Below are 21,255 nucleotides of genomic sequence, written 5' to 3' on the forward strand. Positions count from 1 at the left end.
CGTCTACCCCTCTGGAAGACTAGTCTCAGTTTGTTCAAAGTCCGCTCGTAGCGGTGGCAACTTCCATTTGTGGCAGCTGCCCCCGAGGGCCCGAAAACTTTATTTGCCAATACAGAATTGACTAAAGATACGGTCCAACACGTCGTCGGTATAGACGGCACCCACTACACGGCCCAGGTCCGAGAGGGCTGCACGCAAGTCAGCGGCCACCAGTTCCTCCCCACCTCGGGCGGAGAGTGTCTCCAAGGCGTTTTTTAGAGAGTCACGGGCATTTCGCAGGCTCTCGCTGCAGCGGGCGGCAGTCGCAGCAACTCCTGAAGAGGCTAACTTCTCCGAACTACCTAACAACTTCGTAATTGTCAGTTGCAACACAGGTAGGCCTTTTCCCGTAAGACTGCTGCAAAATACCACATGAGGATGAGGACGGTTGACGGATTCGCATCCTTCTAACAGATCGCTCTTAGTAATCGCCAGGCAATTGGAAGCTGTATTGTGTGACGAAACTAGGAAGTTAGCTATTTCGTCCTCGAAATCCTCGTCCCTTGAGTCCACACATAGCACGCAGCAGTCTGCCTGCTTTCGTTGGGTCTCCGTCATTTCCTGGGCGATGCTCATGATCGATTCAACACGACCCACTGTTTCGGTTCCAGCCGTGTCAATGACTTCACAACATTGTCCACCCAGATTGATCGTAGTCGACAAGAAGTCGCGTGTCGTGCCGGCTACCTCCGATACCAATGCTCTCCGGCCTTCTGAAATCACACCAAACCTGTCGGCAAGGGCGTTGAACAGACTACTTTTTCCCGCATTCGGTTTCCCCACCAAGACGACGCGGGGAGAGGTCAAGTGTTGGTTGCGATTAGCCAACTGATCGAGGACAGCTTGGACCCTATTCACAGCCTCGACTAGTTGCGACTTGAGATCCTCAGCAGAAATGAATTCGATGTCTTCTTCCACAAAATCAAGCCCGGCCTCCAAGTGGGCCAACAACATGAGCAGCTGTTCACGAAGTTGAGCGAGTGGCTCAGACAGTCCACCGGCAAGCTGCACTAAGGCGGACTGAAAATCGTCGTCTCCGGTGGCGTTAATGAGCCCAAGCACGGCTTCTGCCTGAGTTAGGTCTAGGCGGCCTGCGAGGAAAGCGCGAAGGGTGAATTCCCCCGGTTCGGCAATCCGCGCCCCGAAGCGACACAACGTCTCCAAGGCGAAGTCCAATAGAGGGGGCGAGCCTATAGTGTGTAGCTCAACGCTTGGTTGGCAAGTATAACTCCGCTCACTGGGCCAGAGAAACATGTCACACGGCAATGAGGCGGCATTATTTAATCGCAGATTGCCGACGACCGCTTGTGCTGAATTGACTGCTTCAAGCTGTAATTCTTGTTCTACCTGTTCAAAGCATTCGTTCAAGCAAGTGAGCATTGCTGGTCCGCTCAGGCGAATCATCCCCCTCGCCGATACTCCTGGGGCGGTGCCGATTGCAGCAATCGTGTCAGTGATATTTGGGACCATAGGAGTAAGTGTTAATGCCTCGGAAAACTCGATAAAGCATCCGACTTGACCGTTAGAACCATCATTCTCACGAAGGCGAGGACACAGAAATCAACACGATATATCTGGGTTCCGACCTGCACGGGAATGACATCTTGCCAAGACTACCGTTTTTTCTTCGGCCGTTTTGCCTGTTTGCTAGTCGCTGCGCCATTCTTGGAACTGCGATTGATTGAGCGAGGGCTCTCAGGCGATGTCGCAAAATCGAGACTCGGCGCAACGGGAGCCGGGATCAGTTTTCGTTCGGCGATGCCCCATAAACTTGAAGCGATGAAGTAAATACACAATCCGGCAGCAACCTTATAGAACAAGAGCCCCATGAAAACCATCATATATTTCATCATCTTCTGCTGCAGTGCCGCTTGCTCGTTTGCAGGCTCTGGCATCACCAGCTTCTGTTGCAGAATAAATAAACCGCACGTCACTAGTGGCAAGATATTCAAGTAGGGACCCAGGCCAAAAAACCCTTCACCGCTATTAATGAAGTCAGGCATGTACTTTGACCAGTTCCAGAGCATATCCGGGGCCGCCAGATTCGAGCACCATCGTATCGCGTCGCCGAAGAGAGGTGCCTGCCGCAATTCCACGTCCACGGCCAGCGATCTATACAGACCAATGAATACGGGCAGCTGGATAAACATCGGGAGACAGCCTGCAAGAGGATTGATCTTATGCTTGCGATACAATTCCTGCATAGCTTGCGACTGCTTGGGTGTGTCGTTCTTGTACTTCTCTTTGAGCTTGTCCAATTCTGGCTTGAGCTGCTGCATTTTAGCCATGCTTTGCATCTGCTTGCGGCTGATGGGGAACATGCAGCTTCTCACTAACACTGTGAGCAATACGATCGCTATACCGTAATTATGGACGATACCATAGAAGAAGTGCAGAATCGCCAACATCCCCTTGGCGACGGGGGCGAACCAGCCGTAGTAGATCAGGTCACTGAGGGAATACTGGGGGCTGTTCACCGCCAAATAGTTTGCCAAGAGATCTGGGCGCTTGGGTCCGGCGAAGATCGTGTAAGATTGCTGAAGTGATGCCCCCGGCTGGATCACGTTCGCTTTGCTTATCAACCGGCATGTGACGTTGGCAAACATCCCGTCATTGGAACGTGGCTTCGGTGGAGGACTCAACAGGATAGGCTGTACCACTTCCAGCCACACTTCATCAGGGGATTGCTTTAGCGGCAACAAGACGGAGGCAAAGTACTGGGCATCAACCCCCATGAAGGCCATTGAGCCTCCTTCAAAATTGGTGCCATCACCTTTGGCGATCGTTGTTGGAGACTGTTCAGCCGTATCGCCTCCAAAGTAGCGGCCTACTACGTCGCGCAGTCCGGCTGCTCCCCAAAGGCGACCAAACTTGCGGGCATACCACCAACCTTCGATTGGTAAACCATTGGGGCCATCGAGTCGGTACGCCACTTCGGTAGCCTGCTCCCCCAAATTGCGAATCTCGATATCGAGAGTCAGCGAATAACCTGGATAATTAATGTTGTCCTGCTGGTCGGGTGGGATCGGTTCCATGCGGAACGTTTTGATGACTTCTAAACTCTGATGCGGTATCAATTGGCGGAAAGAGATACTCTCCGAATTAGAGTCGACAATTTCCCAGTTACTATCGAGCAGATGGAGCCCAGCTATTTCTGCTTCTCCTTCAGCAATCTTCTCCAAACCAATTTTTTCCATAGTCAATTGGTAGGATGGGGGAGCAGGAAAGTCCTCCGGCAGATCACCTGTACGGAGGAGAATATTCTCGCTCTCTGGACGAATTACCTCCAAGGGCCTCCACCTAAGGGTCACATCAGCCTTGAATGGCTGTCCATCACCTCTCGCACAGTTCAGTTGAATCTTGGATTCGGGCCTACGGCGAGAAAGAACCTGGTGCAAATCTTGGATCGTTTCAAGATTGGCGATTCCTTTTTTGTCTTCCACCGAGAGGAGCCGATCCCCGACTTCGATACCTGCCTTTGCGGCGGGTGTGCCTGTTCCTACGACTTGGACGAGTAGGCCTCCTTTAGGGGAGACTACTAGTTCCAGTTGCCCCAGATAGCCACCACGGTCGTGGAGATCTCGGAAGCGGGAACTCGCCAATTCCACTCGTCGGAGTGAGCCGCCATGATTCGTAAAAGTGCAGAGCAAACGGAAGGGCGAATCCGAGTCTATTGATCCGAGTGTCAAATAACTCAGAGGAGAATCTTTTGCCACGGGGAAGTCTGCCGGAACGTCAGAGTCCTCTTTGGCGGGATCTTCGACCACTTCCTCTGGCAAGGGATTAGCAACGTCGTTCTCGCCAGCAAGCTCTGCTGCCGGAACCCCCGGTTTTTCATCTGGTTTCTTCGCATTCCGGGCAGGAGCCAGAAACATGCTGTTGAGAACCAGCACGCCAAACGAAAGAGCCAGAAACAATACTATGCGGCGTTGATCCACTAACAAAGATCCTTAGGTATGATAGACGATTAATACATGCCGCGGTCGTGAAGGCTACCGCTAAAACCAGCCTGCCATGTTCAAAATCACTGTGTGGGCGATAGAACCTATCAAAACGGCACTATTGCCGCGATATTTACTCACCCGGAAGACCAGCCTGCGAAAATTGCGAGGCGAAATACTAATTACCGGCCTTCCTTGATGCGGTCGCCGAGAAAGTTATCCAGATCGGGAGTCTGATAGATTTTCTCGGCGGTCTTGGCGTTGTCGTATTCCACACGGTGGAAAGTCAACTTGTCATCTTCCTGCACAATATAACAGGAACGAGGATCACCGTCGCGCGGTTGCCCCACTGAGCCCACGTTTACCATGAACTTCTCGTCACGGTATTCAAACACATGGTTGGTTTGCTCGGGCGTGATGAATTCCAAACTCTCTAAAAACACGCCTGGAACATGCGTGTGACCCTGAAAACTTGCCTTATTTATTAGTCCGAAGAGTTTTTCCATCTTTTTTTGATTGTAGATATCTTCGGGGAACACATACTCATTTACCGGATTTCGAGGAGAACCATGCACATAGAGCCAAGGGTCATCGCGATGGACCCGAGGGAGGGTACCTAGGAAATCCCAGCGGCGGTCAATTTGATCGCGTGGCCCAGTGGCGTTCTCAAGTTGGCTGCGCGTCCAGAAGATCGCTCTCTCTGCCCCACTGTTAAACCCTTCAGGGTCAAACATGGCTCCTTGGTCATGATTGCCTAAAAGGCAGATGCCAGTCTTCTCGATCACTTTATCAAGGCACTCGCACGGATTGGGCCCGTAACCGATGATGTCACCGAGGCAGAAGACCTCATCAATTCCCTGGCTGGCAATATGGGCGAGCACTGCTTCGAGTGCTTCGAGATTGCCGTGAATATCGCTGATTACCGCACGTTTCACCGGAGAGACGACCTCACATCAACTAGCGTGAACAAAAATTGCTGGACTAGCGAGAGAGTACCCCCCTCACGGACACGGGCCCCTAAGAGCCAGCATCGCGGTGCTATTGCCAAACTGCCAGTCTAAGGACCCCTTGGAAGAGGGTCAAGGACGCAATCAAGGCATCCCATACACTGTTCCCACAGAATCGGCGCTCTTTCCTAGGGGGTTCCAAGCTTTTCTCCGAAGGTGGGGTCATGCGGCGTACCACCCTTGGAAGGGGGCAGCCTTGATGCTACTTTCAAAGGTTTGGACCTCCTTATTTGGCTTTGGGAAGTGAAATTAACTTGCGAATTCTTGCTATTGAAACCAGTTTAAGACAGGGTTCTTTGGCGACGCTGGATGCTTCCCACTCCCCAGTAACTCTGGTTGCCGAGAGGCTGCTTCCCAGTGACCAGCGGTCTGCACAATCCCTTCTTCCTACACTTTCCCAGTTATGCAGTGAGAGCGACTGGCAACCCAGCCAGATCGAGTTGATTTGTGTGACAACCGGTCCTGGGTCTTTCACCGGGTTGCGAATTGGCGTGACCGCTGCCAAGGCACTTGCCTTCGCAGTGGGGGCGAAACTCGTTGGTGTCCATACGCTTGCCTCATTGGCAGGGAGCGTGCCACATGCTGGTGGAAAATTGTGGGCAATCCTCGACGCCCAGCGCCACGAGCTTTTCGCGGCATGCTTCAAAGGAGCTGATATTCCGCAATACCCGGATACTCGAGTTTTGAGTAGTGATGAGTGGCTGGCGGAATTGAAAGCAGGCGACTCAGTAATGGGACCTCCGCTTGGTATTCTAAAGGATCGATTGCCGTCTGACGTCACTCTCGTAGATAAGAGTTTATGGCACCCCCAAGCGTCGCTTGTGGGGAGACTTGGGTATGAAATGTATTCGGCAGGAAGTACAGTTGATCCGATGCAGTTGATTCCCAGCTATTTTCGCAAGAGTGCCGCGGAGGAAAAAGCGGACGCGGCAACACATGAGTGATGTTCCCCCATAGAGCAGGCTTCAAGGCTGGGAAGAAATGTCAGCCAAGATGGCTACCCCACATTCAGCACTTCCTCTGACGCAGCGATGGTGCGATCTATATCATCTTCTGTATGAGCGGATGAAACGAACAGCGCCTCGTATTGGCTGCATGGGAGGTACACTCCGCGATCCATCATGCCCCAGAAGAACTGGGCATATCGCTCGGTGTCGCAGAGGCTTGCTTGTTCCCAGCTGGTGATCGCGTTGCCATGGAAGAATAAGGTCATCATACTTCCCACTCGAGCGATAGTGTGTGGTATATTGGCCTCTGCGGCGGCGCAGTGAAGCCCCAATTCTAAACGAGAAGCAAGCTGTTCCAAGCGATCGTAAAGTGGCTGCTCCTTAAGAATCTTTAGCGTTGCGCACCCGGCTGCTGTGGCCAGTGGGTTCCCGCTCAGTGTGCCGGCCTGAAAAACCTTTCCAGCAGGAAGAATGTGCTTCATTACCTCCTCACGGCCACCGTAAGCGCCAACCGGCAGTCCACCTCCGACTATTTTTCCTAATGTCGTGAGATCGGGCTCCAGTCCCAGGAGTTGCTGGGCCCCGCCAAACGCTACACGAAAACCGCTCATCACTTCATCGCAAATCAACAAGGCACCATGCGCCTTCGTGAGTCGGTTGAGTGCAGTAACAAACTCCTGGGTGGGAACCACGACTCCCATGTTGCCAACCACGGGTTCGAGAATTACTCCAGCAATCTTGTCGCCATGTGTGGCAAAAGCCTTTTCCAAGCCAGATACGTCGTTGTATTCCAGAACCAATGTGTCCCGTGTAGTTCCGACCGTAACGCCTGGTGAGTTTGGAGTCCCCAGCGTCGCCGCCGAACTTCCCGCGGCCACCAAGAGGCTATCGACATGGCCATGGTAGTTCCCGGCAAACTTGATAATCACATCTCGGCCAGTATATCCGCGGGCCAACCGTACGGCACTCATCGTGGCCTCCGTGCCCGAGCTGACCAGCCGCACCATTTCCACGGAGGCCACAGCATCGATAATCCGTTCGGCCAGTTCACTCTCGGCTTCGGTGGGGGCACCATAACTAGTTCCCTTGGATAGTGCCTCTTCCAACGCCGCAATGACTGTCGGATGGCGATGCCCCAGAATCATCGGTCCCCATGAGCCGATGTAATCGAGGTATTTGTTCCCGTCCACATCGAACAGATGGGCTCCTTCTGCCCGTTCGATGAAGATTGGCGTCCCGCCAACGGCACCGAATGCACGAGCCGGGCTGTTGACGCCTCCTGGCATGAGGTCCATTGCTTTTTCAAAGGCTGCCTCGCTTTGGGGGCGAGATTTCTTCGGTAGGGTCATATGAGATCCTGCGTGCGTGGAGGTGTCTGATTTCGTGATTATAGCTGCCGACTCGTATGAAGCGACACCTCCAGAGGTCTACATGCTCATCTGTCATTTGTCTATCCGCGTTGGTTGAAGCACAAGATCCAAAATCTTCAGTAGACGGATAGTAAGCAACGGAGATATTTCTAAAACATCCAACTCCCTCGGTCATCAAATAGCTTGCCGACCATACTGCTGGCCTAAGAGTTATCAATTCGAGTACAACTGGATCGAAATGAGCTGCCAAGTGGATGTGAGAAAGTAAGATTTCGCCGAGAAAGGCGAGCTTTTCGATACCTCTCCAATTGGCGCATCATTTGCTATCATGTTTATAGAACAGAGAGTCAGCTTCGGCAGATTCAAGAGTAAGGAGAAATGTGATGAGAAGGCTTGTGTTAATTGGTGCGATGTTGTTCGTAGGCGGGTTGTTGGCAAGTGTAGCCGACGCCCAGATCTACTATGGTCGCGGTCCTGCAATCTATCCGTATGCCGTTCCTTCCTATTCCTACTACGGTGGGTGGTATCCAGGCAGTTACGGGAACATCTATGGCAATTATGGTTCCTACCATGTGATGACCCCGTACTGGAATGGCGGATACCGCTATCGTTATTGGTAGAAGAGTAGCGGTTAGTGGTTTGTAGTTAGGTCGGCTAGCGCTTGTTTTGCTTCGGCAACGACTTCGGCTGCCCAGTCTTGCTCGCCATACAGGTTCACCAATGCTCGGTACATCTGTGCGGCGCGATGTGGATTGCGCTGTGCGATCGTCCCAGCCAAACGTAGTTGTTCACTCAGTGCGGGGAGTAATTCTTCGGCGAGCTCTTCGTTTAATTGACGAAGCTTTTCCAGTTCTAGTCGCGCGAGAACCAACCAACGACGTTCATCCTCAGATAGATTACTGGCTTGAATTTTTGCTTCGGTCGCCCCTTCGACAGTCGCATCTGTGGGATCGTATAGAGCGATCAGATCGTCGAGCATCAGCTCACTTCGAGAAGGATTCTCTTCACTTATGTTCATTATTTGCAAATAAATCTGCTCAATTGGTCCCAGCTGGCCTGCATCGCTGAATCGACTTCTTGCACGGGCTTGTCGGGCTAGTTTCTGGTATTCCAACTGCTCAAGGTACCCAGCAACGGTTGCCGTACGAGGGTCGTCCGGAAAGCGAGCCATGAATTCAGATAACTCCGCTGAGATCGCGCGTAAGTCACTATCTCCTTCTTGCTCGATGGTGGCCGCGATCGTGTCGAATAGATCGTCGGCAGTAGGGGGCCGCGTTAGAGTCCAGCCCAACCAACCAATAGTGCCCAGTAAGAGAATCAAGGCTGTCCAACGAGCTAAGAGCGAGAGGTTGCCATCAGAATCTTCCTGGTGCTTTCGACGCTGGTTTTCTTCGTCGAGGGTAGTAAAGCGCGTCTCAGTTGGCCGGCCTGGAACTTGTGGATCCACCGGGCCAAGCGTCGGCGTAAGAGGCGAAGAAACGGAAGGGATGGATTCTGGTTGAGCGATTGTGGGAGCATCGAAGAGGTTACTGGGATCGCCTACCTCTTCCTCCTCCATTACCAGATATTCTGGTTCCTTAGAACCGTTGGTTGCATCCGACTTCATTGCCGAAGTTAAATCTGTCGCCTTGGTTCCCAGGTCGTTTTCATTGTGTTCAGAAGGTGCCGCTTTTGATTGAGGCTCTTCTGGTTTTGCTGGTCGAGAAAGAGCTCTCTGCATCGCTTCCATGTGCCGACTCAAAACCAGTATGTTAGGAAATCTTTCATCCGGATCCTTCGACAGTAGTTGCTGGATGAGACGACTGAGTTGGTCGGGCGTGTCGGGGGCGAATCGCTGGACTGGTTCTGGCTCAGCAAACCGCTGCATTTGCAGCATTTCAGGCATCGTCTTGGCTCGGAAAGGAGGCCGTCCGGCAAGTAGTGCATACATCACTCCACCGAGGCTGTATTGATCGCATTTCTCTGTGACGGGTCGGCCATCCGCTTGCTCGGGAGACATGTAGTCGGCGGTGCCGAGTACTCCCCCTGCGGTAGTAAGTTGAGTGCCACCAAACAAACGTGCGATGCCAAAATCGGCAATTTTGATTTGGCCCTCTTTGGTCAGCAAGAGATTCGCTGGCTTGATGTCGCGATGTACCACCCCATGGTCGTGGGCATGTTTGAGTGCGCGGCAGACTTGAATGCCAATGGATAGGGTTTCCTGCCAATTGAATCGACGGCCGGAGTTAATCTCCTCCTCGAGGCTCGTCCCTTCGACAAGTTCCATGGAGTAAAAGAGAATTCCTTCCTGTTCGCCGTAGCCGTAGAGTCGGACAATCCCGTCGTGCTTGAGCTTCTTGAGAGAGTCGATTTCCGATTCAAAACGCTCACGGAAGCCCTCGGCCATTGCTAGCTGAGGTGCTAGTGCCTTGACTGCTACATGAGCACCAGTGGGGTCCCCCGGTCCTTCGTAGGTCGCCTCATAGACAGCACCCATCCCGCCTTTCCCGATTTGGCGTTCAATGTGATAGGGACCCAGCTTCTCTATTTTCATTAGTTGTCCCAATATGGTCCGAATCTCCAAGTTGGCTATTCTCGACTCGAGGAGTCGCGCCGACGGTATTCGCTCTATTACCATCCTACCAACGTACTTGTCTTGCTGCTAGCAGATGCTGCGTTCTGGAAGACCTTGAGCGGGTGGCTCGAATTATCTATAAGCCACGGTCAATCTTACTCATTTCCCCATTGCACAAGTAAAAATCTACTCACGCTCTGACGAGGGCAAGCATATGGATCGGATGTTCTTTGTACCAACTGACTGCCGAATTTCGAAGACTCTCATAGGTCTTTTCTCCAGCATTGCAATTGTAGCGGTGCTGACCAGTGCTGCGCTTTGTGAGGTTACTTTCCCCTATGTGGCGTATGTAAGCGCACCTCAGACTTTTGCGCGTGGTGGTCCAGGTCAGCAGTACTATCCCACTCAGCAATTACCTCAGGGTTTAGCCTTGGAGGTCTATCGTCACGATAGTGAAGGCTGGTGTGCCATCCGCCCACCGGAAGGTAGTTTCTGTTGGATCGCTGCGCACGAGATCCATCGGCTTGATCAACACACTGCGGAGATCGCCGTTGAGAGCGCAATCGCCCGCGTGGGGAGCAGTGTCTCGCCAGCCCGCAGTGCCGTGCAAGTGATGTTACATCGTGACGAAAGAGTCCGCTTGTTGCCTGCGGCAGCTACCGATGACCCGCGTTGGGTTCGCATCGCTCCGCCGTCAGGAGAATTTCGTTGGGTTGCTGCGGAGAGTGTCTCTCGAACACCGCCATTGGAGCATTCTGCAGGGGTACAACAGGCTTCCGGTTGGATGAAGCAATCGCTGGTCACAGGAGTCTCAAAGGACAACAATCGAGGCTTTACCCACCTTGTGCAAAATGCAGTTCCCATTCAGTCGGCCAATTCTGAATCGGATATTGCAACCGCGACACCGATGCCCTCAGCTCTAAGTAGTCCACCACTGCTTTCAGCTGGAACTGCAGACAAAGTTGAAATTGTGGCGGGATCCCCCGCAGCAGCACAGGTGTCGCAATTCTCTGGAAGGAATGCGGATGGTTCCTCTCCTCCGACACACGCAGTACCTCGAGTGAGCACTTCTCCAAGAATTCGATTTGGCAATTCCCCTTCGGTCTTGGGGCCTGAAACGGAACGTGTAGAGGAATTGCAATTGCGACTCTCCCAAGTGGTGGTTCACCCCAAAGAGGAGTGGCAGTTCGACCAAATTGAATCCGAGATTCAGGTACTCATGGAAAAGAGTGATTCTGTGTCCGAACACGAGCATTTGCACGAGTTATTAGAACGGATCGCTCAATTTAAACACGTTCAAGCGGGGCTGCCAAGTTCACCGCCCGTGGAAGGTTCCTCGGTCCCGAATCCGGAGAACGGTCAGTTCACGGGCCAGACATCTCGAGTTCGAGAGTTGGCCGAGCTCGATTTGAAATCTGACGATCCGTTTGATTCGAAATCTGGTGGTCCCAATGAGCCGCGTTACGATGCGGTCGGCCGCTTGAAGCCAGTTGCATCCAATGGGAAAGATGCCCCCAGCTATGCTCTCGTTGACGACAAGGGGGCAGTCATTTCGTTCATCACCCCGACTCCCGATTTGAATCTGCAACCGTATTTGGGAATGCGTATTGGGGTGAATGGGTCACGTGGTTTTATCCCTGAATTCCGCAAGGCTCATGTCACCGCGGGTCGGGTTACTTTGATCGAGGACCGGATTCGGCGGTAGCTAGTTCGTGGGGCAGGGATCTTGCCTACCTTGCAATCATTGACAGGCAACATGCCTGCCCCACGGATATTCACCTCGCCTCACGCATGATACGGGCTGCTAATTCTGAGACGCGAGAATCCTGATCATGGACAGCTATCTCTCTGGCAAACTTTACAAGATGAGGATCGTTGGTCGTGGCCAATGCGGTTAGCGCTTCGAGCCGCACTTGGGCGTCTTTGTCTCCGAGCAAGACTTGCAGCCAGCGACGCGCTGAACGGGCAGGCAGCACCTTTAGTTCGCCTACCAGCCGCAACCGATCGGCAGGATCGGAAGATAGCAATCGATCAAGGACCGAAAGTTCTTCGTCGGTGATTCCGCGTTCACGCAGAACAATTCGAATCGCACCAGCAGTATAGAAGTCTGTTGAGGGTAATCGTTTTAACAAGGCACCTGTGCTTTCCTTATGCAACGCGGCGATGGTAGCTTGCATTTCATCTGGGGCAGGAACGTCGATCAGTGAGGTCGTCGAGTTTTCTCTCTGCGAGTCGCTTGACGTCTGATCTTCTGTCCGTTGCTCGATGGTTGCCGGTGCATCTAACGCAACTAATGGGCTTGCAGGATGCTTCTCGTAAGCCAAGTCTTGAGCCAACTCCAATGTCGTCGAGAGCGATTTGAAAGGCTCTTCGGCTAGTTTGATCGTGGTCGTTGATTTCGCTTCGATCTTTTCGGGAAGTGATTTATCGGCAGGTGAACTTGGAACTCTGCGTTTCAGCGAAATTGCGCGCTCACTAGGAATATTGAGTAGAACTGGTTTGGGTTGACCCTCCGTTGAAACTTGTAAGTTTCTTGTCGGCTCCGCATACTTGCCCTGGTTAAGCGTTCGCTTCCGTGGGCCCAGTGCAGGAACTTGTGCCAGAATCTTGTCGCAATCGGTCAATAAGTGGGCAGCATCCTTTGCTGGCAAGGCGTCAGCAAGTACTACTAACTCCAATGCCAGGCTGCCTGACCATTGTTGGCCAAGCGGGCCGAACTTCTGAATGTGTGTGGCCAAGGTGCTGGCCAACATGCGTGTTGGTTGGCTCAAATCAAAAGAAGGATCGACTTCGACCGTTGTTTTCCACGTGCCAAGTTTCTCTTCGATGATCTGACGGGCTTGGAGGGCTACGTTCGCTTGCTCGGCTGCTGCGGCCACCACCAACGCTTCGAGCGCCGAATCTCCCAAGCTTGCGATTTGCCTTAGCAAGATAAGATTTTTCGAAGGATTAGATTGCTCCATTTCCAGGATCAGACGTTGTGCGAGTAAACGCTCTTGCCTGGCTGCAACGTGTGGCCACGCAAACTTTACTGCTCCGATCAAGCCTGCGCACAGCACAAGGAGAAGTGCTGTTCGATTTAGTGGTTGAGTGTATTTCATGACATGCTAGCAAAGAGAAGTCTGACGGTTTTCATAGAAGCATGGAGGGGCGAATTGTCCCGGATGGCGCGGTTGGGAACAAGGGCAGCAATACGAGTTCTTGCTAGCATTCCAGTGGTCAAATCTAGAAATGCTGACGAGCGGGCGGCTCTCTAGCCGAATAATTCCTACGACCCGCAGGTCTTCTCAAGCACTGCGGAATGTTTAGGGGGGGGAATGCATGGTTGGTTGTCTGCGCATATTGTGCGCTTCTGCGCTCGGATCCAGGGGAAAACCCTGCTGGTGTCGTGCTTGGCGTATGCCGATTGCTGTGTTGGTTGTCACTTGCATGAATGCAGCTATCACAGAAATAGCGTATTCCGCAAACGAAGCTCATGAAGCGAGTACGTCGAGTGAAGCTCGCGAGGCGGCTGTCTCGGCAATTCCGTTCGCCAAGATCGCTGTTCGCTATCGCGGGCCCATGACCAAGGTGATCGACGATTGCACTCTGTATCGGCGCCTGCCGACGCAGATCGTCGATTGCGACCCAGCAATGTTCACCTTCATGGCCCAGAACCCAGACGCCTTGGTCGAAATCTGGAAACAGTTGGGTATCTCGCGAGTGAGTCTGGAACGCACCGGCGAAAACACCTTCAGCATGGCCGACGGAGTCGGAACCACGGGCAAGCTGGTTATCGTGGAGCAGACATGCGAAGCGGATGCTCAGAATCGCATCGTGATGTTCGGTGAAGGAGCCTACGAGGGGAAGCCCTTTTCGAAACCGGTTCACGCGCAATCGGTCCTCTTGCTCCGCAGTGGTTCGATGGTAGAAACGAACGGACGCACTTATGTCGCAGCACAATTGGATACCTTTCTCAAGATTGATCGAACCAGCCTGGAGTTATTTGCCAAGGCAATCCAGCCCCTAGTTGGGAGAACCGCCGACCGCAATTTTGCCGATACCATGACGTTTCTCAGTGGTTTCTCGCAAGCCTCGGAAATACGTCCGGAGCAGATCGAGCGGCTCGCCGTCAACCTGCCGCGGATCACACCCGATCGCCAACAGCAATTGGTACGGATCGCGTATCAGACGGGGAAGCAAAACGAAGCGGGAACCCGGGTGCGGGTGGCTGATCATAGTGAGCATGTAACACGCTGAATCGCTCTGCGTCAGGTGGTTAGTGGTTAGTGGTTAGTGGTTAGTGGTTAGTGGTTAGTGGTTAGTGGTTAGTGGTTAGTGGTTAGTGGTTAGTGGTTAGTGGTTAGTGGTTAGTGGTTAGTGGTCAGTGGTCAGTGGTCAGTGGTCAGTGGTCAGTGGTCAGTGGTGAGTGGTGAGTGGTGAGTGGTGAGTGGTGAGCAAGCGGTCATTGGAAATTGGATGAATCTTTTTCATTTCTGCGCACCGTTGGGGTGTTGTTGTCTTGCTGCGTTTCTCGGAAATCGAAAATCCAAAAAAGAATTAATTCATTTCGCCAGCCACGAATTGCCACAAATCGTTGTGGAGTAGCGACTTGCGAAAACGCCTCCTTCTCACGTTTTTGGAGTTTTTGAAAAAGAACCCCACCAAACTTGTCGCTGCTTAGTCTTCAATCGTGCCAAAGTAATGCAGCGCGCAAACCTAGCACGAGCAAACCCGTGAGACTCTGCGGGCGCTGGTGCGTTCTTAGGACTTCTAGCATGCTCCATTATCTAGATGCCAGGGAGGAAATCTACAACGATTCTTGTGCCAGTTTGTGGGGGACTGGGATCTGGGGCTAAGAACTTGGATAAGTGTAAACAGTACGTAACCACTACTCTTCCCCAGCCCCCAGCCCCTGACTCCCAACCCCCTCTAAAGTCGAAAGCCAGACTTGTCAGGCCGTGCGAGCGGTGGAAAGCTCATGATTCTTTTTCGATCCTGCGCACCGCAGGTGGTCTTTTGTCCCCGCACATTTTGTCGCAAATCTTCTCTACAAAACAAAACCCCCTCTCAATCTGTCGGTCCGGTGGGCTTCAACTCGTTGGCCGATCAAGACTTACGCAAATCACGTTGCCTCGGGGACGGTAAGGTTTTGAAAACTAAACCCCACGAATCTAGCCGCTAATTGCTCGTCCAAATCGCCAAACTCGTTCAGCGCGCGGACCTAGCGCGAGCAAACCCGCAAGACTTTGTGGGCGATAGTGTGTTCCTATTACATATCGCACGTACCATTATCAGGATGCCTGGGAGAAATTCCACAACAATTTTTGGGCCAAGCTGAAAACAGCCGCGCAGCGACCATTGGCTAGCCGCGAACGTTAGTGACCGGTCCAGTAAAAGGGGACATTCTACTTTTCGTTCGTGGTGATTCGTGCTAGAATGCTTCTATGCCAAGAACTGCCAGAGCGTCGTGCGGTGGGTATCTCTACCATGTCCTCAACCGGGGCAATGGCCGGCAAGAAGTCTTTCATAAGACTGGCGACTACTCCTCTTTCGTCGATCTGATGGTTGCGGCCAACGAGCGGTTGCCCATGCGGCTGGTCGGCTACTGCCTGATGCCCAATCACTTCCACTTATTGCTGTGGCCGTTAGAAGATGGAGACCTCAGTCGTTGGATGCAGTGGCTGATGACTTCGCACGTACGCCGCTACCATCGCCATTACCCTGGCAGTGGGCATGTGTGGCAGGGCCGGTTCAAGGCGTTTCCCGTGCAAGACGACGAACACTTCTGGACCGTGTTGCGATATGTCGAACGGAATCCATTGCGGGCAGGCCTGGTTCGGCGTAGCCAGGACTGGGACTGGTCGAGTTTGAAGCCGATAAGCAATCCGCCGGGCTTGCTGGCGGAGGGGCCGTTGGTCAAATATCGTGGTTGGACGAATTATGTCAACGGAGTAGAAAATTAAGCGGAGCTTGCCGCCCTGCGCCAGTCGACGGTCCGGGGTGCCCCCTTTGGGGAGGAGAAATGGCGAGTTCGCACCGCCAAGTCCCTGGGGCTGGAATCCTCACTTCGGCCCCGCGGCCGACCCCGTAAGCTGAAAAAGTAGAATGTCCCCTTTTACCTCGACCCCTTATCAATTTCCTTATCATCTTATTCTATTCGAAAAGTATCATTTCAGCCGAACGGCATGAGACTCTCATTGTAGCTGGATTCACAAGAATTCAGACGAAAAAACGAAAAGCTGGGAAATCTCCGAATTCTTGCAAATCCGGCTACGATTCGAACTGAAGAGTTCCACTCCGGTAGAGTGGACCTACAAAGAAGTATGACGCGGTTGGTACAAGGGTTGTGCGGCGCGGACGCGTTCTGCTGCGCTGGCGCTGTGCATCGCGGCTAACATGTCACTTGGCAAAATGCTTTTTGGCCAGGTCGCTCAGTCCTTTGAGATCGAGCTTGCCGGTGCCGAGGACGGGGATTTGTTCGACTTCCAGGAAGCTGTTGGTGCTGGGGAGCCAGAGATTGGGTAGGCCCAGCTTGGCCAGGTGATCGCAGATATCTTGGGGGGTGTGATCCAATTTGGTGTGGACCACGATAAGCCGTTCCCCTTTTCTTTCATCGGGGACGGCGGTCACGACAGCCTTCACTACTTCGTCTTCAGGAGTCTGCACGAGACCTTGGATGGCTTCTTCGATGTTGATGTGGGGGACCATTTCGCCGCCGATTTTTGAGAAGCGGCTCAGCCGGCCGGTGATTTGAATGAATCCCTGCTTGTCGATTAGCGCGATGTCACCCGTCACGTACCAGCCGTCGCGGAGGACTCCAGCCGTTTTGTCGGGATCGCCCAGATATTCCTTCATCACATTGGGGCCCTTCACCAGCAACATGCCGGGGGTCTCAACATCGAGCGGTTCGCCCGTGTCGGGGTCGACGATCTTTGCCGATACGCCGGGAATGGGTCGACCGACTGTCCCCTCTCGACAGTCTTCCTCACGACTTTGAGAACGTTTAGGAGGGACGTTGACCGATACCAGCGGAGATAGTTCGGTTGCTCCGTAGCCTTCCACGGGGCGGACACCGAACTTGGCTTCGAATTCGTCGCAGAGAGGAACCGGAAGTTTCTCCGCACCAGCGACCACGATTTCCAGTTTCGAGAAGTCTGCTGGTTCGCACTTTCGCAGATAGGACCGTAGAAAAGTGGGGGTGGAGAGCAACACCGTGACGCCCCATTTGCCGCACAGTTTGCCGACTTGTTTCGCATCGAGCGGCGTGAAGTGATACACGCAGCGGACGTCGAGTCCTAGCACAGTCCAGAGAGTGACCATGAAGCCGAACGAATGGAAAAAGGGCAGGATCCCCAGCAACGTGTCATCGCTCCGGAGGTGGATTACTTGGTCGATGGCCTCGACGTTGGAGCCGACATTGTGGTTGGTAAGCACTACTCCCTTGGGTTCCCCTGTGGAACCAGATGTGAAGATTACTGTCAGTTCGTCGTCACTCGTCATGCGATGCACGCCGAGGATGCGTTCCAAGACGGGCAGCGGAGTTGCATAGGCTTGCGTGACGCCGGCTAACTTATCGGCGAGAGAGACCTTGGGCTTAAAATCTTCGAGCAGCACAATCTCGGCGTCGAGCTTGAGGTCGAGCTTTTCCATGACCTTCTTGCTGGTGAGTACGTGCCGAATGCCCGCCTTGCGGATACAAGCGTTGAGCACATCGTTGGTGACGGTGTAATTGAGATTGGCTGATACCCGCCCCGCCAAGGTAACGGCTGCGTTGGTGATGACTGCGCCGACCGACGGAGGCAGGAGAATTCCCACATATTTCTCATCGGACTCGATCACTTCGCGCAGCAAGAGCCTGCGTAAGATGAGAGTTCGCATCAACAGCGAGCCACCGGTCGCTTCTGCACCACTGGAATCGGCGATTTTGAACCGAAATAAACTTTTGCGACACTTGCGAAGCATCAAGCGAGGCAACACCATCATACGTTCCTTTCGTCCAGATACGGCGTCGGCTCCCAGATCCTGAACCGCTTGTCGCAACTGATGAATGTTATTGACTTTTTCGATATGTTTGCCAAACCAAACGGAAACGGGACGAAATAGGGTTCCCGTCGATGTGCGGAATAGTCGCCCGCCACGAAAGGTAAAGATACTCCCCCATAGCTCATCGAGATAGACGGGAATGACGCGGGCCGAGGTCCCTCTGAGGATTTCCATCGTGCCGCGGCTGAAAGTTTGTAATTGCCCTGAGCGGCTGATGCCTCCTTCAGGGAAGATACACACCAATTCCCCGTTGTTGAGCGCCTCGCGGGCAGTTTCGATTGCCGAACGAGTTGCCTTGGGGGTGCGGCGAAAAATTGGAATTGCTCCCATAATCCTTGCCAACCCCCGTGCCCACCAAGTCTTGAGCAGGTCGCCGGTGATGACAAGCCGAATCGGGCGAGGTGAGACGGCAACCAAGAGCAATCCGTCGATCCAAGAGACATGATTGGGTACCAGCAGGGCTCCTCCCGTTTCGGGCAAGTTTTCTCGTTGATGGACTCGTATCTTGTAAAAGGAATGTGTGATAAGCCACGCCAGGAAACGGATCGAGGCCTGGGGGATGATCGCCACGATGTAGATCAGGACCGGAAGGGTAACCACCCCGCATATGAGAAACACGTCTCGCGCGCTCAACTGCAGGTAGGGGCTGCCTGCTAACCAATACAACCCTGAGGTGACGAGCATACCTCCAAAGGTGAGGAAATTGCAGGCCGCCAAGATGGATCCGCGATTCTTGCGCAGGCTATATCGCTGCATATAGGCTGCCAAGGGGACATTGAACAACCCCGAAAAAGTCCCCAGTAGAAACAAGAGAAAAGCAGCGCCGATGTAGCTTATCGTCCACTGTTTACTAGGATCGTAGAGTTCCCCTTCGACGGTGTAGAGCATCACGGCACTGAAGGCCAATCCGCCAGCTCCCAGAGGAAGAATTCCCAACTCGACTCGTCCTGCTGACCACACCCCGGCAAGAATGCTTCCTAGTCCTACACCGACTATCAATGGCACGAGCAGCATGGCCACCTGAGTCTGTTTGGTTGCCCCACCCTGAAAGGCAAATTGGTCGATGTTCAATTGGGCCATCATCGCCAGCGACCAGAAGAACATGATGCCCAGTGCTACTCGGAACATCGCTGGATCCGCGGCGAGCGTGGACACATCTCGCCATGTTTGCCTGGCGGCGTCCCAAGGAAATTTTCTCCGCGCGTTGGCTATTGGTAATCTGCGAATTAAGAGACTTGCTGCCAGGCCTGCCGCAGCAAATCCGATCATCACCAGAGCCGAGAGCCAGAGATGTTCCCTTCCTCGCTCTCCCGTCGCGGTCGTAAGCCAGTTGCCCGCAACCATACCGATTGTGACCGCAACCACAGTGGTCAACTCCAGGACTCCATTGGCGGAAGATATCTTCGACTCGTTAAGCATCTCGGGTATGCTGCCGAGCTTCGAGGGACCAAAAAGGGCACTTTGGGCTCCCATCGCGGTGACCACCAGGAGCATGAGAGTGACACTTCCTAAATAAACAGCCAAGACGGCCGTGATCATTATCGCAACCTCCGCCATTTTGCAGGTCACAATAACTTTTTGCTTGCTAAAACGGTCGGCCAGATACCCCGATGGAGCAGCAAGTAGCACATAAGGCAGCACGAAAGCAGCACTCCCTGCGGCCAGAATCCATGAAACGCTTTCCGGTGCTACGTACTGTTTGCCGATGCCAATCACTAGCCAGCGAAGAATGTTGTCATTGGCGGCACCTAGAAATTGGGTAACCAACAAGCCGACAAAGCTCGCCGACAACAGGCTGCGACTGCCCCCGCCCACGGTATAATCAGAATCGCTCGAAGGCGTAGGGCTGGTCATGGAGTTTGCTGAGGTGGGCAGAGTTTAGAACAGAGGCTATTTTAGCTACATGAAGGCGATGGCACCAACCTCAGTTCCTTTGGGTTGAAGGGTCTGTAGCTTACAACATTTATCCTATCCAGGTGAAGTTCAGCGTGAACGCCGACAACATAATCGACTTCGTCACAGCCCTCTGGCTTGGTTTTATCGGAGCGTGCATCGGTAGTTTCCTCAATGTCGTGGCATATCGTTTGCCGCGGGGGATGTCGGTCGTGTGGCAGCCGTCTCACTGCCCCAAATGTAATCACCCAATCCGTGCTCGTGACAATATCCCCATACTTGGTTGGCTTTGGCTTGGGGGAAAATGTCGAGATTGTAAGGCAACGATTTCACCTCGCTATGCGGTTGTGGAAGGGGTGATGGGGCTCGTGTTTTTTACCCTAGCCTATTTTGAGCTCTTAAGAGGAAGCCCAGTATCTGAGCTTACTGGTGCCATGGATGTTGTCTGGGACCCTCAATGGAAAGCAATTGGACTCTACGCCTATCACTGCCTCCTCGCGAGCATCCTTATGGCAATCTTGTTGATGCGAATGGATAAGTCAATTTCTCTCCGAAAATTCATCCTAGGGGCGTTCATGGTAGTTTTCCTGTGGCCATTGGCATGGTTTCTATCTCGCATAAACTAATATTTCGAGGACTCTTATCCATAATTCTCAATCAACAAGGTAAATTTACAGCCATGACTCCCAACAACCGACGTGATTTTCTACTTTCCTCTGCTGGCCTGACTGCTGCCAGTTGTGCAGCGTTCTCTTCTACAGCCACTGCTGCAGAGGAATCTTCGTCTGTGTCCCTTGTGCAACCTGGGTACACGATCCTCTTTCAAGGAGATTCCATTACGGATGCCGGTCGGAATAAGGAGCAGACTGATTTAGTCAATCAGCAGTCGGCTTTCGGCAATGGGTATGCCTTCCTGGCGGCTTCGCAAATGTTGGTTGGTCACGCAGAGGATAATCTTAAGTTCTACAACCGGGGTATCAGTGGAAACAAGGTTTATCAGCTTGCCGAGCGCTGGCAGACCGATTGCCTCGACCTAAAACCAAACTTGCTTAGCATCTTGATCGGTGTCAATGACATCTGGCACAAGCTAAATGGCCAGTACGACGGTACGGTCGAAGTCTACGAAAAGGACTACAACGCTTTGCTCGCCCGAACCAAGGAGGCGTTGCCCGATGTCAAGCTGGTCGTCTGCGAGCCTTTTGTGCTCAAGTGTGGCGCAGTGACCGACGCATGGTTCCCAGAGTTCGACGAATATCGTGCTGCTGCTCGACGAGTTTCAGATGAAGCGGGTGCTCGGTTTGTGCCGTTTCAGGCGATGTTCGACCGTGCCGTGGAGTATGCTCCACCAGAGTACTGGGCAGCGGATGGTGTTCATCCGACTCCGTTTGGTGCATCGCTGATGGCTTACACGTGGCTGCAGAGTGTCGTGGGGTGAGTAGCTGAGGCTACGCGAGAACATAGAAACCTGACCTTGGAGCC

At 53.1% G+C, this 21,255-nt stretch carries 14 protein-coding genes; 7 read left to right on the forward strand and 7 right to left on the reverse strand.

Going from position 1 to position 21,255, the window contains the following annotated elements:
- Positions 1-99 precede the first annotated feature (99 nt).
- The 3 genes from Pr1d_RS12505 to Pr1d_RS12515 all read right to left on the reverse strand — a co-directional run bounded on the left by Pr1d_RS12505 (position 100) and on the right by Pr1d_RS12515 (position 4,915).
- Positions 100-1,509 (reverse strand): tRNA modification GTPase, encoded by a 1,410-nt coding sequence (locus tag Pr1d_RS12505; RefSeq protein ID WP_148073842.1) that lies wholly within the window; start codon positions 1,507-1,509, stop codon positions 100-102.
- A 143-nt stretch (positions 1,510-1,652) separates the two neighbouring features.
- The gene (locus tag Pr1d_RS12510) at positions 1,653-3,977 is read right to left on the reverse strand and encodes a YidC/Oxa1 family insertase periplasmic-domain containing protein (protein WP_148073843.1); all 2,325 of its coding nucleotides are present in this window, start codon (positions 3,975-3,977) and stop codon (positions 1,653-1,655) included.
- A 185-nt stretch (positions 3,978-4,162) separates the two neighbouring features.
- Complete coding sequence (locus Pr1d_RS12515; protein ID WP_148073844.1) at positions 4,163-4,915, reverse strand: metallophosphoesterase family protein; 753 nt, start codon at positions 4,913-4,915, stop codon at positions 4,163-4,165.
- Positions 4,916-5,241: 326 nt separating this feature from the next.
- On the opposite strand from Pr1d_RS12515, the gene tsaB reads away from it, so the two are divergent.
- Positions 5,242-5,931 (forward strand): tRNA (adenosine(37)-N6)-threonylcarbamoyltransferase complex dimerization subunit type 1 TsaB, encoded by a 690-nt coding sequence (gene tsaB, locus Pr1d_RS12520; RefSeq protein WP_168205205.1) that lies wholly within the window; start codon positions 5,242-5,244, stop codon positions 5,929-5,931.
- A gap of 53 nt (positions 5,932-5,984) precedes the next feature.
- On the opposite strand, the gene hemL is transcribed toward tsaB, so the two are convergent.
- On the reverse strand, positions 5,985-7,283 hold the full coding sequence (gene hemL, locus Pr1d_RS12525) for a glutamate-1-semialdehyde 2,1-aminomutase (RefSeq protein WP_148073846.1): 1,299 nt from the start codon (positions 7,281-7,283) through the stop codon (positions 5,985-5,987).
- Positions 7,284-7,687: 404 nt separating this feature from the next.
- Between hemL and Pr1d_RS12530 the strand changes: the two genes are divergently transcribed.
- Entirely contained in the window at positions 7,688-7,924 is a 237-nt protein-coding gene (locus Pr1d_RS12530) for a hypothetical protein (protein ID WP_148073847.1), read from the forward strand.
- An 11-nt stretch (positions 7,925-7,935) separates the two neighbouring features.
- On the opposite strand, the gene Pr1d_RS12535 is transcribed toward Pr1d_RS12530, so the two are convergent.
- On the reverse strand, positions 7,936-9,837 hold the full coding sequence (locus tag Pr1d_RS12535) for a serine/threonine protein kinase (protein WP_168205206.1): 1,902 nt from the start codon (positions 9,835-9,837) through the stop codon (positions 7,936-7,938).
- A 235-nt stretch (positions 9,838-10,072) separates the two neighbouring features.
- Between Pr1d_RS12535 and Pr1d_RS12540 the strand changes: the two genes are divergently transcribed.
- On the forward strand, positions 10,073-11,563 hold the full coding sequence (locus tag Pr1d_RS12540; protein ID WP_148073849.1) for an SH3 domain-containing protein: 1,491 nt from the start codon (positions 10,073-10,075) through the stop codon (positions 11,561-11,563).
- Positions 11,564-11,633: 70 nt separating this feature from the next.
- On the opposite strand, the gene Pr1d_RS12545 is transcribed toward Pr1d_RS12540, so the two are convergent.
- Positions 11,634-12,788 carry a HEAT repeat domain-containing protein gene (locus Pr1d_RS12545; RefSeq protein WP_168205207.1) on the reverse strand — a complete coding sequence of 385 codons (1,155 nt, stop codon included), beginning with the start codon at positions 12,786-12,788 and terminating at the stop codon, positions 11,634-11,636.
- Between the two features lie 499 nt (positions 12,789-13,287).
- Between Pr1d_RS12545 and Pr1d_RS12550 the strand changes: the two genes are divergently transcribed.
- On the forward strand, positions 13,288-14,097 hold the full coding sequence (locus Pr1d_RS12550; RefSeq protein WP_148073851.1) for a hypothetical protein: 810 nt from the start codon (positions 13,288-13,290) through the stop codon (positions 14,095-14,097).
- A 1,187-nt stretch (positions 14,098-15,284) separates the two neighbouring features.
- A complete protein-coding gene (locus Pr1d_RS12555; protein ID WP_210417970.1) occupies positions 15,285-15,803 on the forward strand; it encodes an REP-associated tyrosine transposase in 519 nt (172 codons plus the stop codon).
- Between the two features lie 436 nt (positions 15,804-16,239).
- On the opposite strand, the gene Pr1d_RS12560 is transcribed toward Pr1d_RS12555, so the two are convergent.
- The gene (locus Pr1d_RS12560; protein ID WP_148073852.1) at positions 16,240-19,737 is read right to left on the reverse strand and encodes an acyl-[ACP]--phospholipid O-acyltransferase; all 3,498 of its coding nucleotides are present in this window, start codon (positions 19,735-19,737) and stop codon (positions 16,240-16,242) included.
- A 134-nt stretch (positions 19,738-19,871) separates the two neighbouring features.
- Here Pr1d_RS12560 and Pr1d_RS26490 point away from each other — a divergent pair, with 134 nt between their 5' ends.
- Both Pr1d_RS26490 and Pr1d_RS12570 read left to right on the forward strand, forming a co-directional pair.
- Positions 19,872-20,402: a prepilin peptidase gene (locus Pr1d_RS26490; protein ID WP_261343818.1), complete on the forward strand. Its 531-nt coding sequence runs from the start codon at positions 19,872-19,874 to the stop codon at positions 20,400-20,402.
- Positions 20,403-20,455: 53 nt separating this feature from the next.
- Positions 20,456-21,211, forward strand: coding sequence for an SGNH/GDSL hydrolase family protein (locus tag Pr1d_RS12570; protein ID WP_148073853.1), 756 nt, complete (start codon positions 20,456-20,458; stop codon positions 21,209-21,211).
- Positions 21,212-21,255: the final 44 nt, after the last annotated feature.

This window comes from Bythopirellula goksoeyrii, assembly GCF_008065115.1.
In the GTDB taxonomy this organism is placed as follows: Bacteria; Planctomycetota; Planctomycetia; order Pirellulales; family Lacipirellulaceae; genus Bythopirellula; species Bythopirellula goksoeyrii.